We start from the raw sequence: 16,826 nt of genomic DNA on the forward strand, positions 1-16,826 counted from the left end.
AAGAGGGCATTGAGGAAATCCATCAAGACCGGTTTGCTGGCTTCTTCGCCGAAGAGTTTTTTGAACCCGAAATCGGTATAAGGATTAAGATACTTTGCAGCCATATGGGTCTTGGGTTACGCCTGTCCAAAACGACTCTTCATGGGGGTTTGTTCCACTTTTTCTTCGATTCAGCGACCTTTCTCATGCCACGCGGATAAACCCAATAGCTTGCGGTTTCGGGCAAACCTGAGGGGTGTGCAAAATTAAACGCACGCCAAATTTATTTGGTTCAATTCTGAGGAAATAAGCAGGGTTATACTTTTTTTGGTTGTCGGGTTAAACCAAGGGGGATTTAGGGGTCTGTTTTTTTAAAAAATCGGAGCAATAGTGCTTATGGTTTAGGAACCGCCTCCACCGCTAGCCGATCTACACGGTTATTCAGGGCATCGTCTGCGTGACCTTTTACTTTAATGAATTGCACCCGATGTTTTTCGGTGAGAATTAGAAGTTTCTCCCATAGATCCTTGTTTTCGACAGGTTTATTGTCGGCTTTTCGCCAGTTTTTACGCACCCAGTTTTGCAGCCAACCCGCGTTAAACGCATTCACTAAATAGTTGCTATCGGTGTGCAAAGATACCTGGCACGGTTCTTTCAATGCGTGCAGGGCCTCGATGGCTGCTTGTAATTCCATGCGGTTATTGGTGGTTTGTTTTTCGCCTCCTTGCAAAATCCGTTCGTGTTGGTTATAGAGGAGAATAGCAGCCCATCCACCTGGTCCTGGATTTCCGCTACACGCACCATCGGTATAAACCGTTATGGTTTTCATGGCACACCTCCATTCATTTGTTGTAAAGCCGCTTCTGCCCGCTGATATGCAGGTTCGCCGGGTTTTGAAAGCGACTTCACTTTTTCAAATTGGGTTTTGGCATTGTCATTCCGGCCAATTGTCATGAGCATAACCCCCTTGTTAAAGTTTGCCTGAACATGACTCGGGTTTTGGTCTAGTACTTTATTTGTGTTTTCGATCGCCTTCATAGGGTTAATGGCTTTATCTTTTTTGGGTGCCTCGGTGATGGCATAAGTAAGGTAGGCGGCGCCAAGATCGGTCCGCACATCAGGATTATCCTTCACCGCTAAAGATTTTTCATACGCATCTATGGCTTTTCCAGCTGCGTCAATACGCGCTTGTGGATCGGGTTGTTTATCCATCCAATCATACCATAAATGTCCAGCCTTCGCCCATATATCAGCGGTATTGATGGTTTTCGCTGCTTCGATCATTACATTTCCGGCCAAGTCTTCGCGTTGGTTCTGTTGGTACAAGAATGCTAATTCTTCCGTCAGACCTTGTTTCTTGGTTGCATTGGTTTCCTTCTCCATTTTGGCCATCAGTTCATCTGCTTTCACCTGAACCTCTTTCGGGATGGGAGCGGTTTTTGGAACCGGGGCTGCTTCGGCTTGTGGGGACTCGGTGGCAGGTGTGCCGACGGCCCGCGTTAATGGCGGATGATCATAATTGGCCTTACTCCACATTGTCACCCCAAAAAGAACGACCACCAACAAGGCACTGCCTACAACCCACAGGGTTCGCGTTTTTGGGGTAATGGCTGATGTTTCCGAGATGATGATGGGGGCCGTTCGCAGTGGTTGTGTGGGGGGAATGGTCTGAAAGAGGCCATTTTCTGATACAACTTCTGGCATGGGCGCACCGCAGAGATAACAAAAACGGGCTTCTGGACGGTTTTCGGCGCCACATTGATCACAAAAACGATTCTGAATGACGGGTTTGTTCACTGGAATCACGGGTTCCGGCGCTTGGGTGACAAGTTCATCCTCTATCACCCGGTTTTCAGACAGTTCAAAACCGCATAAATCACATTGTAGGGCATTTTCGGCGAGCCTTGCACCGCAAGCCGGACAAATCTGTATATCTTTGTTCATGGAGCCTTAAATTTTTTTGTATGTTAGCCCTTGCTAATGCTTTGATTTGGGAATTGGTTCCGTATAGACAACAAAGCCAAAGCAGAAATTCGGTATATCCATCCTAAATCCACATGCTTCCAATATAGTTTTAATGTTGCATACAGGATGAGTGTGATCTATACGAATCAATATAATTCAGTAAAAAACATGAAAAAAATCTTCTGGATATGGTTCATTTGGCCTGCGATATTAATTGCACAGACGGGGGAGTGGCAACAGAAGGTGGCCTATGAAATGGATATTCAAGTCTTTGCAAACAAACATCAACTCAAGGGATTTCAAAGACTTACGTACTTCAATAATAGTCCAGATACCTTGCATATGGTGTATTACCACTTGTACTTTAATGCCTTCCAGCCCAATTCGATGATGGCAGAACGCAATCGGCATTTGCCCGATCCAGACGGGCGCTTGGTTCCGAGAATCTTTAATCTGAAAGAAAATGAAATAGGGTGGCACAAAGTGGATGTACTTCGCCAGAATGGGGTTCCGGTTGCTTTCGAGGTCTATGATACGGTGATGAAGGTGAAGTTGAATAAGCCGATTTTTCCCGGCGAAACCACCGTTTTTGAGATGAATTTTCGGTCACAAATTCCTTTGCAAACACGGAGGAATGGGCGCGACTCTAACGAAGGCGTGGACTTTTCGATGAGCCAATGGTATCCTAAAATGGCGAATTATGATCAACGAGGTTGGTATGCCCGACCATATATCGGACGTGAGTTTTACGCACCTTTTGGGGTGTTTGATGTGAAAATAAAGATGCCTAAAGCCTATGTATTGGGCGGAACGGGCGAGGTGCAAAATCCGGATGAAGTAGGGCATGGCTATGGAGCCTCACAAGCTTCAGGAGACACCCTAAATTGGCATTTCAAGGCAGAAAATGTACACGATTTTGCGTGGGTTGCGGATACCAATTATGCACATGATACGGCCACCACGTCCGGTGGTAAAAAAATCCATGTCTTATACCTCAAACAAAACGTGCAAGCATGGGGCGGTATGAAGGAGGTGGCACCCAAGATTTTAGACAAGTTAAGTACGCTCTTTGGTGATTACGAGTACCCACAGTTTACTATTGCTCAGGCTGGTGATGGTGGAATGGAGTACCCAATGATCATTTTTATCACTGGGAGTAGAGGGTCTTTACAATCGCTTTTGGGGGTGACGATTCATGAAGGGGCGCACGAATGGTTTTATGGCATGATGGGATCGAACGAAATGGATTATGCGTGGATGGACGAAGGGTTTACTAGTTATGCTACGACCGAAGTTTCGGGGAAATTGCTACGTAACCAGGCGGATCCCAGTCATGCAGGTGCTTTTGGAGGGGTACTAATGGCGCGGAAATATGGGTTTTATGAACCTCTTAGCACGCCTTCCGATTGGTTTGAGACCAATAGTGGATACAGTACGGCGGCGTATTCTGGGGGACAAATGATGGCCGAAATGTTGGGATATGTAATTTCTCCCGAATTAAGGGATAAATGGTTTTTGGAATACTACAAAAAATTTCGCTTCCGTCATCCAGAACCACACGACTTGGAATTGCTGGCGGAAAAAATAAGCGGCTTGCAATTGGACTGGTTTTTTGATCAATGGACGTTGCGAAACTGGAAAAACGATTATGCGGTTAGCAAATTCTTGTATGAGAAAAAACAAGAAGGTTATGAAACGATCATAAAACTAAGGCGATTGGGCCGAGCCGCCATGCCGATAGACCTTCAAGTGGTCATGGAAGATGGTAGTAACCAATGGATTAATATCCCTCTTTCCGAAATGATGGGCCACAAACCCGTGCCAATTGACTGGAAAGTGTTCCCTGCTTGGGGTTGGACTTCTCCAGAATATACCGTAACCATAACACTCCCGCAAAAACCACTTTATGCCGAAATAGACCCGCTTGCCCTGATGTTGGACGAAAACCGTCTCAATAACATAAGCAAAGGCAAATACGCTCAGGTTACGACGTTTATGAATCCACTTCAAAGTTATGGAAATCGGTATAGTCGTGCATGGTCGCTATATCCAGCCTATAACAGCCATATGGGGATTGGATTTGGGGCACAACTTAGGGGCATCGCTCCGTTTGGTGATGATCTGCTGAATACACAAATGACGCTATATTCCAGTTTGGGAAGTTATGGCTATCAAATAAATAACCTAACGGATGGGCTGGCTTTGCTAAACTACGACTTTTTGTACGAAAAGGAATGGGGAGAACGGGTCGGAGATTGGCGGGCCAAACTCTCGTTTGATAGCGATCAAGGAATTGTGGAAGACCGCCTTTTCGTTACCCGAAATCTGACGCCGTTCTGGGATCGGAAAAGCCCAAAACGAACCCTGTCCGTAGGATTTACGCATAACGATCGCATTATTGAAGACGCTTATCCTAATGAAGGCCCTGTATGGAGTGATAAAAATGTCTTGAGTGGGATGGTGGTATATCGTTCCAGTAAAGGTGATGAATTTACAGAAGCCTTCGTAGAGTTTGGCGGCGGATCTATTGACCAACCACAGTCCATAAACGACCATAACAGTGCCAATCGGTTCGTGATAAAAGCCCAAAGACGGCTTGCAATCGGTAAACAAAAAAGCATTTTGGCACGAGTACAAGCGGGTCTTGGTCCACGAAATCTGGTGCCACAAAAGAGATTCATTGCAGGTAGCCCCGATTTGGAAAATCAATGGAGGTCGGATGCTTACCGAACCTTGTCTTCCCTTTCTGCGGATAGCGAGGTCAAAGCCTTTGCGGGCGTGGGGCCTGTGAGCTATAAAATAGGCAACAACGAAGGACATTACATTCTTGCGGGTAGCCTGCTTTGGGAAATAACGCCCAAGTCCAAGTCTGCTTGGCTGGTTCCTTTGACTGCACATGTATTTGCGGGCATGGCGAGTGTGGGAAATGGCATCTTGGGCGATGGTGGTCTTGCGTTAAACTATAATCTGGCTTCACTTTCGTCGCTGAAGAGGTGGACAGGGCAATCGGATGTGCTTTCAGGCATGAATCTTAGTCTTAAATTTCCATTTTTTGCAACTACACCAACCCAGGTGGACGGAAAAAATCGGTTGGCTTTCCGATACGTATTGGGTATAGAACATCCCTTTTAACTAAGTTAACCTCTCATTCACTCCCATTTATAAATCCTTAAATAACAATAGTATGAGGATTTCTTTGTCTTTTGTGTTATTCATTGGCATGGGCATTCTGTCGAATGGTGTGTTTGCACAATATCTGCCACAGTTGCCGGAAAAAAAGTTGGTCGTTATGAATGTGGCGGCACATCCCGACGACGAAGACGGTCAGACGATGGCGTATTACCGTCATGCCAAAAATGCGGTGGTGTATAGCATCATCTATACACGCGGTGAAGGCGGGCAAAACGAAATTGGACCAGAACTCTACGAAGAATTGGGCGCACTTCGGACACAGGAAACCGAAAAAGCAGCCCGCATTCTGGGGACAAAGGTCTATTTTTTGAATTATCCTGATTTTGGCTTTTCTAAGTTTGCAAAGGAAGCGTTTGAAAAATGGGGCGGGAAAGAAGCCGTTATTGCAAGAATCGTATATATGGTAAGAAAGCTAAAGCCGGACGTGATGTTCACCAACCACGACACCGTAACCGTCGGTTCTAATCGGCAGCACGGGCAACATCAAGCGGTGGGGATCTCGGCCTTGGCGGCTTTTCGGTTGGCCGCAGATCCAACCTTCCATCCCGAACAATTGCATGAACCCGGAGTAAGTCTATGGCAGCCTAAACGTTTCTTTTGGCGAAATTGGATGGCTACCTCCGGCGAAGTACAAATTGCGGTTTCGGATCCGTATAAAAACGACTTGACCTATCAGCAGTTGGCGCTGAATGCGTTGAAGGAACACGCCTCGCAAGGCATGGACTTTTTTGCAGGTCGGCGTTCCTTTCCACGATATACTTTTTTTAGGTTGATAGATAAGGCAGCCGATGAAGCCCTTCATCCGACAGATCTTGCTGGAAATTTAGAAACAATAGCACGAAGAGCAGATTTATCTTATTATTTAGATGCTGGTAACTATTTTTCTCCGATCAATGTTGCCTTGGTAAATCGCCCGTCTGGCGTTGCAACGCCTGGAGAAAAAGTGGTCATTCAGGTTCCCGGGAATGCCACGACATCCCTGAAGATTTGGATGGATGGGGTTCCAATTAGCCTGCAAAATGAAGAAAAACATCTGCTTAGTTTCCAGATTCCTAAAACCGCACAACCTTCTTATCCTAAAATTACCTACCAATACCAGCGGTTTTCTAATGCACCCGTTTTTACGTATGCCGTTATTCGTCAAAACCGAATTGAATCGGCGGGTTATTTACCGCTCGAAATTGCCCCTGTCTTGTATTTAGATCCCGTTCCGCCCGTCTTACGGATTCATGGAGGCGAAAACAGTTTTACCTTTAAGGGACAAAACTTTGATCCTTCTTCAAGTCGTTTCCAAGCTACTTTTGGCTTTAAAACTGAAGCCCTACATGCAACGAAGGTACATCAGGCGATTGAGACGACTGAAGAGGGTAGCATAAAGCTACAGGTTTCGTTTGTGGCGCCGAAGGATTTACCAGATGCGGATTACCCTTACAATATAGAATTGGTGGGAATGGGGTCAAAAAGCGGGACCAATCGTAGTGGGACGATGCGGGTATTGGAACCTTTCGCGATGCCGGGCTTGCATGTGGGAGTGATTAAGAGCTATGACGATACGCTTCCGATGGCCTTGAAGGAACTGGGTGTTTCTTATAAAATGTTGGATTCATTAGACTTGTCGGAAAAGAAATTTAGTGGATTACAAACGATTGTGGTGGACATCCGGGCGTATTTTGTACGTAAAGACTTGCGAACCTACAATCAGCATTTATTAAACTGGGTGAAAGAGGGCGGAACCCTTATTGTGCAGTATCAAAAAACCTTTGAATGGAATGCCGGAGAAACGGATCCTTTAGACCCTACGAAGAAGAATCCAGAAACAACTTTTGCACCGTTTCCCATTCGTCTTGGTGGAAGAGATCGTGTTACGTATGAGGATGCACCTATTCGGATGCTGCAACCGAGCCATGTCCTTTTCCGAAAACCTAATCAGATTACGGAAGAAGATTGGGAGGGTTGGATACAAGAACGCGGACTGTACTTCCCGAACCAATACGATCCGGCATACACCGAGTTGTTCGAGATGGCAGACCCGAACGAGAAGCCTCAGCGTGGCAGTACGCTTTTGGCAACTTATGGTCAGGGAAAATACCTGTTTACGGCACTGAGTTGGTACCGCCAACTTCAAGCACTGCACCCGGGGGCGTTCAGGTTGTTCGCCAATATGATCTCGTTGCCATTTACCCAAGAAGACTGATTGGCTGGGAGGGTTGTTTTAGAAACTTGAATCATTCACACAAGGTGTAAATATATGAAAAGTATGAAGTTAACCTGTATTATGTTGTTCTTATCCGTACTGGTATTGCCCGCCCAAAAAAGAAATAACAAATCGGAGCCAGCACCCGTGCTACTCCCTAAGTCCGAGGTGGTGCTGGATACGTCCTATTTGAGCACCAAACGGTTTAGAAATATCGGCCCATTTCGAGGAGGGCGTTCTGCGGCAGTGACGGGCATTCCGGGCAAACCCTACACCTTCCTCTTTGGAAGTGTCGGTGGTGGTGTTTGGCAAACGAAGGACGCAGGACAGACATGGCGGAGCCTCTCGGATGGTTTTTTCGGCGGTTCTATTGGTGCCGTAGCCGTAAGTGAATGGGATCAAAATGTGGTGTACGTGGGCGGTGGCGAAAAAACCGTGCGTGGCAATGTGTCTTATGGTTTGGGCATGTGGAAGTCCATAGATGCTGGAAAAACCTGGCAACACATCGGCTTATCCGATTCTCGGCACATCACCCGCATACGGATTCATCCTAAAAACCCTGATTTATTGTATGTTTCAGCGTTGGGGCATTTGTTTGGCCCAAACGAACAACGGGGCGTTTTTAGGAGCAAAGACGGAGGCAAAACGTGGGAGCGCATCCTATTTGTAAGCCCAGATGCTGGAGCGGTAGATTTGGTAATGGATCCATCCAATCCGCGTGTGTTGTATGCAAGTACATGGCAGGTTAAACGCACGCCTTATAGTTTAGAGAGTGGTGGTGCAGGATCGGGACTTTGGAAGTCTTCGGATGGTGGAGACACTTGGCAAAATATTTCTCGTGCCAATGGCCTACCTAAAGGTCTGCTTGGTATTATTGGCGTCACGGTCTCTCCCGCCAATCCAGAACGGTTGTGGGCTATCGTAGAAGCCGAAGATGGTGGGGTGTTTAGGTCGGATGATGCCGGGAAAAACTGGCGGAAACTTAATAGCGACCGCAACTTGCGGCAACGGGCTTGGTATTATACCCGAATCTATGCCGATCCTATGAATGAAGACCAAGTCTATGTGTTGAATGTGGGTTTTTGGCGCTCTAAAGATGGTGGAAGAACATATTCCGAAATTAATACCCCGCATAGTGACCACCACGACTTGTGGATTGATCCTAACGATCCGCTTCGGATGATCATTGGGGATGATGGCGGGGCACAAGTTTCGGTGGATGGCGGCGAGAACTGGAGTACCTATCACAACCAACCAACGGCTCAGTTTTATCGGGTGACGACCGACGATCACTTCCCGTACCGCATCTATGGCGCACAGCAAGACAATTCCACCGTTCGCATTGTACACCGGAGCGATGGTTTTGGCATTACCGAGCGGGACTGGGAAGAAACCGCTGGTGGGGAAAGCGGACACATTGCGATAGATCCACGAGACAACGATATTGTCTATGGCGGGTCATATGGTGGATTTCTGACACGCAAAAATCATCGGACAGGCGAGGAAAGAGACATCAATCCTTGGCCAGATAATCCGATGGGGCATGGCGCGGGAGACCTGAAATATCGGTTCCAATGGAATTTTCCGTTGCTCTATTCGCGCCACTCCCCTAAAACCCTTTATGCAGCCGCACAAGTTTTGTTCAAAACCGAAAACGAAGGACAAACATGGGAGCCAATCAGCGGTGACTTAACCCGCAATGATCCCCAAACACTCGGTCCATCTGGCGGCCCTATCACAAAAGACAACACCAGTGTGGAATACTACGGAACCATTTTTGCCGTTGCCGAGGGTTTGGAACCGGGTGTTATTTGGACAGGATCGGATGATGGGTTGATTCATATTACCCGCGATGGGGGCAAAACCTGGAAGTCGGTAACGCCGCCACCTAATATCTTACCGGAGTGGGCGCAGATCAATAGTATAGAGCCGCACCCCACCAATCCGGGGGGGCTTTATGTGGCAGCCACGCGATATAAGTCTGACGATAGCAAGCCCTATCTGTTGCGTACCACCGATTATGGCATGTCTTGGACACTCATAACCAAAGGTATAGACCCCGGACACTTCACGCGGGTCATCCGAGCCGATGCCGCACGGCCGGGTCTATTATTTGCCGGAACGGAATTTGGGTTGTATGCATCCATAGATGACGGTCAACAATGGTTTTCATTCCAGAAGAATTTACCAATAGTACCAATTACCGATATAACGATTAAAAACAAGGATTTAATTTTGGCTACTCAAGGCCGTTCTTTCTGGGTAATGGACGATTTGACCCTACTACATCAACTTACTTCCGAAGTTTCAGCAAAGCCCGTAGTACTCTTTAAGACGCGGCCAACTTATCGGATGGGTGGCGGTGGCGGACGTAGTTCGCTGACTGTTGGGGAAAATCCGATAAATGGGGTACAACTTTCGTATTATTTCAAACAAGTACCAGATAGCGCTGCTGTAAAGTTAAAACTCATTGGGCGCGATGGTAAAACGATTCGTACTTATTCACCCAAAGGCAAACCCGAAACCCGTATGTCCCTCAAAAAAGGGATGAACACCTTTGTATGGAATATGCGATACCCCGAAGCCGAGCGGTTCGACGGGTTGATTTTGTGGGCGGGTGGCACACAAGGCCCTAAAGCACCGCCCGGAACCTACGAAGCCCGCCTCTTTGTTGGGAAAGATTCCCTTTCGGTTCCGTTTGAGATACTAAAAGATCCCCGTGTACAGGCTACTCAAGCGGACTTGGAAGCACAATTTGAATTTTTGGTACGAGTTCGGGATGATCTTTCGACCATTCACCGTAGCATAAAACAAATTCGTGTCATTCGTGACGCCATCAAAAGGGTTTCGGGGGGGGATGCAGCCATTAAAACTGCCGGAGACTCCTTGGTACGTGCAATGACCGCTATTGAGGAGGCTTTGTATCAAACCAAAAACCAAAGTGGCCAAGACCCGCTTAATTACCCCATTAAACTCAATAACCGCCTGAGTGCTTTGGCATCATCCGTAGGTTCTGCCGAAGCGCGGCCCACGGATCAAGCGGTGGCTGTTTATGCCTTGCTAAAGCCGTTGATCGCAGAACAATTGGAAAGGTGGAAGACGATTAAGGAAACCGATATTCCGTCTTTTAACCAGCTGGTGGCGTCAAAAAACATCCCAGCCGTTAAAATGGACTGATTTAGACGTGGAGAAATGAAAGGGCTACTCCGTTTTTTGGGGTAGCCTTTTGCTTTTTCTATCTCGCGAGTTCATAAAGAGAGGGACTCCATTGCTTTTAGTTTTTTCCAGCACAACCAGAGCGCACGAGGAACGTGAAAGCAACCTTTATAAGGCCCTCCTTTGAAACGGTGTGTAACCTTTCCAAACCGGTCCAAGTAACCAAACCATTCACCATATTGGGAATCGGGGAAGTGTTTAAACGTATAGGAGGCTGTTTCCTCAAAGCGTTTCAGGTCTTCCACTGCACCCGTCAGGCTATAATTTAGCAAGTGGGCATACATCGCTTCGCAGTGGGGCCACCAGAGTTTCATGTTCCATTCGAGTGCCATCGGAGAATAGCCTTCTGCATCCAAGAAATAGTACAATCCACCGTATTCATGGTCCCAGCCCGCATCATGCGACCACCGCACCATCTGTATGGCAACGTCCTGTAATTCGGGACGCTCAAGGCGCTGTGCCCAGTGTTGAAGGAACCATCCCGCCTCGATGGCGTGCCCCGGATTCAGCAAGCGCCCGTCGGGGCTATCCACACGGCTTCCATCTGGGGCTACATTTTCAAAAACCGTTTGTACCTCTTCGTGGATGTGCAGGCGCATTTGACTGATGCAGGCTTCTATTTTGGGCATAAACGGAGCGATATCGTTGCCCGCCACTTCTTCGATGAGGTTTAGCAGGATCATGGGCACGGCCAGCATCCTCATAGGCGTTGCCCCTTCATAAACCGGACGGCCTACTTTGGTCCAGTCAAACGCCCAATCCCAGACTTTTTCTAATTCCTCGCGGGCTTCTTCCAGTATTTCAGGACGTTTGGTGGCGCGGCTATACTCCGCGAGGGCCATGATATAGAAGCACTCCGAGAAGATTTTGCGTTGTAAATAGACAGGTTTTCCGTCTGCGGTCATAGAAAAATACACCCGACCATCGGGCTGAATGGCTTTCTCACGAAGGAATTTTGCACCAAGATCGGCCATGTGCAGCCATTCGGATTTTGGCGCTACATCGTTGTAGAGCTTACTAAACATCCATGTTTCACGGCCTTGCAACCAAATGTGTTTTCGGGTATCATAGACCTTACCATCGCGGTCTAAACAATTAAAAAAGCCGCCATTTGCTTCGTCTGGTGAATGCTTAAGCCAAAAGGGAACCACATGGTCAAACAATTCCTTTTCAAACTTTTGGCGATAGTGGGTAATGGTTTCGGGTGTCATGGTAAAAGATAATCTTAGTATTGAATCGGTTCTATAGGATTAAAAAGTTCGATTTGAGCAGCCTTAACGACCTCTTTATACGTAGGCCAAGTCCGACTAAAGAATTCATTTACCGACGTTATGCTGGCGCGTACTGAGGCTTCAGCATGTTCTACGGCCCATTGCTCGGTAAGGCCAGCGGCGTTAAACGAAGACCCAAGATAGCTTCGTGCATTCCCCAGTTTTGCAGACACCGTATTAGGATTTCGGGAGATGCCTTGCCCGGTTTCTTTACCAATCATATTTTCCAAGAGCAACTTAAGCGCCTCGCCCGCTTCTTTTCCCTTGTCCTTGACGGTTTTTGCGGGATCATCGGTTCGGTCTTTGACTTGTTCTTCGATCAGTCGTAACGTTCTTTGTGCTTCTCGGATTTGGTCTGCGGCAGCGGTCGCGGCTTCGGTGGCACGTTCTACTCGTTCGATTAAGAGGGCATTGGTTCCCATGGACTCCGTAGTGGCCGTTTCGTTTGGGTCGGAAGAAACCGTGACTTGCTGTTCGGAGCGGTGTGATCCAAAGACCACGACCACTTTATAGGTACCAGGTAAAACCGATGCACCACCCGGTTCTGGCGCTTCTGGATCGGTTGGCTTGGGTTGACCAGGGCCGCGCACGCCTTTTTTGTTTAATCCCCAAAAAAATCGTTGAACTCCATCTTCTGCTTTTCTGCGAAGTGTTCGGATTTTTTCCCCACTTTGGTTAAAAACCTCAATGGTTACGTTTGTGGGTAATTTCCCGTCTTTCCCAGCGCTTTCTTTGGCTTTTGCGATATTTAAGGCATAGGTAATCATCGCACCACGAGGACGATTTTCACCCGAAAAAATGCCTGCTCCCGCAAAACGGGTTCCGCTGGCTTCTGCCCAAGATGAAAGAACGGCTTCCGGAATAGGGAAGAGTGTCAGCGGGTTTTGTAAAGTACTGGTATTTTGGGCCAAGGTACGTAATGGGCGAATATCATCCAATACATAGACCCCACGACCAAAAGTGCCTGCCACCAAATCTGCCTCACGGGTCTGTAGGGCCAAATCCATCGTAGGAACCGTAGGGAACCCCGCCTTCCATTTACTCCAGTTCTTGCCAAAATCTATGCTCACATAAAGTCCGGTTTCCGTTCCTAAAAAGAGTAAATTGGGCTGTTCATGATCTTGCAAAATAGTGAGGGCATACCCAAATACCTGTTGAGGTTGCACGATCCGTGTCCATGTTTTACCAAAGTCTTTTGTGTGGAAAACATAAGGGTTCCAATCATTCATTCGGTGGTTATCTAAAACAATAAATGTCTCGGCGGGATTGTAGGTGGATGCACGGATTTGGTTTACCCAAATATTGGCGGGTAGTCCTTTTATATTTGGCGTAACATTGGCCCAGTTTTGGCCACCGTCTTGGGTTAGTTGAACGAGGCCGTCATCTGTTCCTACCCAAATCAGTCCTTGCTGCATGTTGCTCGGGGCAATGGCCGTAATAGTGGTATGGTTTTCTGCGCCCGTTTGGTCTATGGTCAGACCGCCGGATTCTGCTTGTTTTTGTTTTTCGGGATTATTCGTCGTTAAGTCTGGCGAGATGATGCTCCATGAATCTCCTCGATCGGTGGATTTGTGGACGAATTGACTTCCATAATAGATCGTTTCTGGGCTAAATGGGTCGGTAGCTAAACCGGCATTCCAATTAAAACGGAGTGGTTTGTCTTCTGGATGTTTTGGTTTGATTAACTTTTGTTCGCCATTTACCAAATCAGTGCGAACCAAACCTCCTTGTTGCGACATCGCATAGACAAATCGGTCATTCGAGGGGTCTAGTACCACATCAAATCCATCACCAAAGCAGACTTCTTCCCACATACTGTTTCTTATGCCGCCAGCACGCCAAACATAGGCTGGGCCGCGCCAAGAACCATTGTCTTGTAGGCCGCCATACACATTGTACGGCTTGGCATTATCCACATTAATGTGGTAAAATTGAGCCAACGGTAGGTTTTCCACAAAACGCCATGTTTTCCCCCTGTCTTGCGAGATGGCTACGCCGCCATCATTACCCACCATTATGTGGTCTGGATTTTTGGGATGGATCCACATCGCATGATAATCAGGGTGAATGTCATTATAAGGGATCAGGTTCTGGAAGGTCTTACCGCCATCTTCAGATTGATCTACCACCACATGCAGGTTATAAATACGATTTTCATTACTTGGGTCTGCATAGATTTCCCAAAAATAAAAGGGACGGCTTCCAATGTTTTTATCGGTGACAAAAGACCACGTATAACCACCATTTAAAGATTTATACAGTCCATTTTTCTTTGATTCAACAAGGGCATACACGATATTCGGTCGGGAAGGTGCAATGGCAATTCCTGTACGCCCGATGTCGCCTTCGGGCAAACCGTCTTCTTTTCCAAGACGCTTCCAGGTGTTTCCTCCATCGGTGGTAAGGAACAAGCCAGAGCCAGGGCCGCCCGATTTAAAAAACCAGGGCCACCGGCGATGTTCCCACATGCCAACAATCATCTTTTTGGGATTTTGTGGATCCATCACCATCTCGCCTACCCCCGAACGGACATCTGTGAAGAGAATGCGTAACCACGATTTGCCACCATCGGTGGTCTTGAAAACGCCGCGAGACTCGGTTTCTCCCCATGTTGGACCTTTAGCACCGATATATGCGATATCAGGGTTTGTAGGGTCCAAAATAATCCGGTGGATATTCCGTGTATTTTCTAAGCCGAGGTGAATCCAAGTCCGTCCCCCATCCATAGATTTATAAACACCATTACCGCCATTTTCGGAATTTCTTGGATTGCCTTCGCCTGTTCCCACCCAAAGGATGTCCGGATTTTGTTGGTTTACGGCCAAGGCGCCAATGCCAGCAACGGGTTGATCGTCAAAAATAGGTGTCCACGCCACGCCGCCATCGGTGGATTTCCAAACGCCGCCGGATGCCGCGCCAATATACATGAAGTTGGGGTTGTCGTGTACCACTGCAATGGCTGTCACCCGGCCGCTCATGCCTGCGGGGCCGATGGTACGTGCTTTCATTCCCGCAAACTTGGACACGTCCAATGGTTGTGCAGAACTGAATAGGCTGAAAATAATAAACAAACTCAGGACAAATCCAAGATTCATCCACAAAGAATGGGCTCTTAAACGCATGGGAAATGGGTTTTGGTAATAGGGTGCTAAACACTGTACAAGATAAGCAAAAACGTTGCAGGTGTCTCCTACGACGTACGCAATATTTTGGGGCAGGAAAGGAGGTCTTTGTCGAAATGAAGTGCAAGCACCAGTTTAATAAGTTGGCCCTAAACTGGGTGGCATTTTGCGTTCCAAAATCCTTAAATTGATTCAAAAAATGAAAATCCTTCATACAGCCGACATACACATTGGGTACGAAAACTTTGGACGCTTAGACCCCGCTACAGGACTAAACACCCGCCTCTTAGACTTTAAACGTTGTTTCGACTTTATGGTAGAAACCGCGATCCGAGAACAAGTGGATGTGTTTTTGTTTTGTGGAGATGCCTATCGTACCCACGATCCTTCGCCTACCCAGCAAAAAATTTTTGCGGATTGCCTAAAACCCATTGCCGATGCAGGGATTCCGATGGTCATGCTGACCGGTAACCACGATCAGCCTGTTTCTTTTGGCAAAGCGTCTTCCATCTCTATTTTTGAGCACTTGGCAGGCAAGGTTACAATCTTTGAACATCCGGATTTAAAGGTTATTCAAACAGCATCTGGACCATTGCAGGTATTGGGTTTGCCGTGGCCTGTTCGTTCCAAACTTTGGGCCAAGGAAGAGCACAAACAGAAAAGTCCATCTGAAGTGCGGGAGATGATAGAAACCAAATATGCAGAATATGTACACGCCATTATGGAGCAGGACGTAGATCCGATGGTGCCGTGTGTGCTAGCTGCCCATCTTACCGTTCAAGGTGCAGAAATGTCTGGCTCAGAGCGGAGTAGTGTAATCCAGCACGAACCCACTTTTTTAGTAAGCAGTTTGGCGCATCCTAAATTGGATTATGTGGCACTGGGCCATATCCACCGTTTTCAAGACCGGAATAAGGGACACAAGCCACCCGTGGTGTATGCATCCAGTATCGAGCGGGTAACATTCAAAGAAGCCGACGCTGAAAAAGGATTTGTCCTTGTAAATATCACCGGACATGGCCGTGAGCGCGAGACCCAATACCGTTTTGTCGAAACGCCCGCCCGACGATTTGTCTCGGTTTTGGTGGATGTCCGTGATTACACTAACCCCACCGATCGAATCATTGCTGCAATTGGGAAGCAGGTCATAAATGAAGCCATTGTACGGGTGCGCTACGAAATTAATGAAGACCAAACCAACTTGGTGGATATTGCCGCCATCCGTGCAGAACTGGCCACCGCAGCTTCGATTGCCTCTATTGAACGGGTAATAGAATTGCGACAAGTACAACGCACGGCTGCACTCACTCGCGACGCTTCTCTGAAAACCGCAATGGAAGCGTACATTGCCCGTCACGAATACTTACAACCTATCGGAGAAGACTTGATTGAGAATGCTTTGGCTTTGGATCAATTTCTCCTTGCTTCGGAGGCCATCTAACGGGCGCAACGATTCGGTTTGGAGCCATCCCATCCACTACCATTGTTAAGGGATATTTCTGGTAAACCATAGAGAAAGGTGCCCTAATCCCGTTTTTTTATTGATCATGGTTTCTTAGAATTGAAGGCAATACACTTTAGCCCATCCACTCCTCTTTAGATAATCCCGTAATTGCTTCAATCATTGATACGTCTAATCCTTGTGCAAGCATTTTTTGTGCTATTGCCCGTTGTGCCGCTTTTTGGCCTTCTTGCCTACCTTCTTGTCTTCCTTCTTCCCTACCTTCTTGTCTTCCTTCTTCCCTACCTTCTTGTCTTCCTTCTTGTCTTCCTTCTTGTCTTCCTTCCTTCTTGGCTTGTTCCAAGGCATAGTCAAAAGTTGCCTTATTGTCTCTGAAGACCTTCAGGCTTTGTTCATACGCAAATACATCCGACTCCGCCATTTTT

10 protein-coding genes are annotated in these 16,826 nt (G+C 47.3%); 4 read left to right on the plus strand and 6 right to left on the minus strand.

Annotated elements, in window-relative coordinates; genetic code table 11:
- From JNN12_00120 to JNN12_00130, 3 genes are all read right to left on the minus strand, one after another.
- Window positions 1-104: PD-(D/E)XK nuclease family transposase (locus tag JNN12_00120; GenBank protein ID MBL7976712.1), on the minus strand; the 104-nt coding region annotated here is incomplete at its 3' end.
- Window positions 105-373: 269 nt separating this feature from the next.
- On the minus strand, window positions 374-808 hold the full coding sequence (gene rnhA / locus JNN12_00125) for a ribonuclease HI (GenBank protein ID MBL7976713.1): 435 nt from the start codon (window positions 806-808) through the stop codon (window positions 374-376).
- Complete coding sequence (locus JNN12_00130; protein ID MBL7976714.1) at window positions 805-1,923, minus strand: zinc ribbon domain-containing protein; 1,119 nt, start codon at window positions 1,921-1,923, stop codon at window positions 805-807. The genes rnhA and JNN12_00130 overlap by 4 nt, the downstream gene beginning before the upstream one ends.
- Before the next feature lie 189 nt (window positions 1,924-2,112).
- Here JNN12_00130 and JNN12_00135 point away from each other — a divergent pair, with 189 nt between their 5' ends.
- The 3 genes from JNN12_00135 to JNN12_00145 all read left to right on the plus strand — a co-directional run bounded on the left by JNN12_00135 (window position 2,113) and on the right by JNN12_00145 (window position 10,507).
- A complete protein-coding gene (locus tag JNN12_00135; GenBank protein ID MBL7976715.1) occupies window positions 2,113-5,076 on the plus strand; it encodes a M1 family metallopeptidase in 2,964 nt (987 codons plus the stop codon).
- Window positions 5,077-5,128: 52 nt separating this feature from the next.
- On the plus strand, window positions 5,129-7,330 hold the full coding sequence (locus JNN12_00140; protein ID MBL7976716.1) for a PIG-L family deacetylase: 2,202 nt from the start codon (window positions 5,129-5,131) through the stop codon (window positions 7,328-7,330).
- A 63-nt stretch (window positions 7,331-7,393) separates the two neighbouring features.
- A complete protein-coding gene (locus tag JNN12_00145; GenBank protein MBL7976717.1) occupies window positions 7,394-10,507 on the plus strand; it encodes a glycosyl hydrolase in 3,114 nt (1,037 codons plus the stop codon).
- A gap of 71 nt (window positions 10,508-10,578) precedes the next feature.
- Here JNN12_00145 and JNN12_00150 read toward each other — a convergent pair whose 3' ends face one another.
- Window positions 10,579-11,757 carry an AGE family epimerase/isomerase gene (locus JNN12_00150; protein MBL7976718.1) on the minus strand — a complete coding sequence of 393 codons (1,179 nt, stop codon included), beginning with the start codon at window positions 11,755-11,757 and terminating at the stop codon, window positions 10,579-10,581.
- A gap of 14 nt (window positions 11,758-11,771) precedes the next feature.
- On the minus strand, window positions 11,772-14,939 hold the full coding sequence (locus JNN12_00155; protein ID MBL7976719.1) for a hypothetical protein: 3,168 nt from the start codon (window positions 14,937-14,939) through the stop codon (window positions 11,772-11,774).
- A gap of 199 nt (window positions 14,940-15,138) precedes the next feature.
- On the opposite strand from JNN12_00155, the gene JNN12_00160 reads away from it, so the two are divergent.
- Window positions 15,139-16,380: an exonuclease SbcCD subunit D gene (locus tag JNN12_00160; GenBank protein MBL7976720.1), complete on the plus strand. Its 1,242-nt coding sequence runs from the start codon at window positions 15,139-15,141 to the stop codon at window positions 16,378-16,380.
- A gap of 136 nt (window positions 16,381-16,516) precedes the next feature.
- On the opposite strand, the gene JNN12_00165 is transcribed toward JNN12_00160, so the two are convergent.
- A partial coding sequence (locus JNN12_00165) for a hypothetical protein (protein ID MBL7976721.1) occupies window positions 16,517-16,826 on the minus strand: 310 nt, incomplete at its 5' end.

It is taken from the genome of Bacteroidetes Order II. bacterium (genome assembly GCA_016788705.1).
Classification (GTDB): Bacteria; Bacteroidota; Rhodothermia; order Rhodothermales; family UBA2364; genus UBA2364.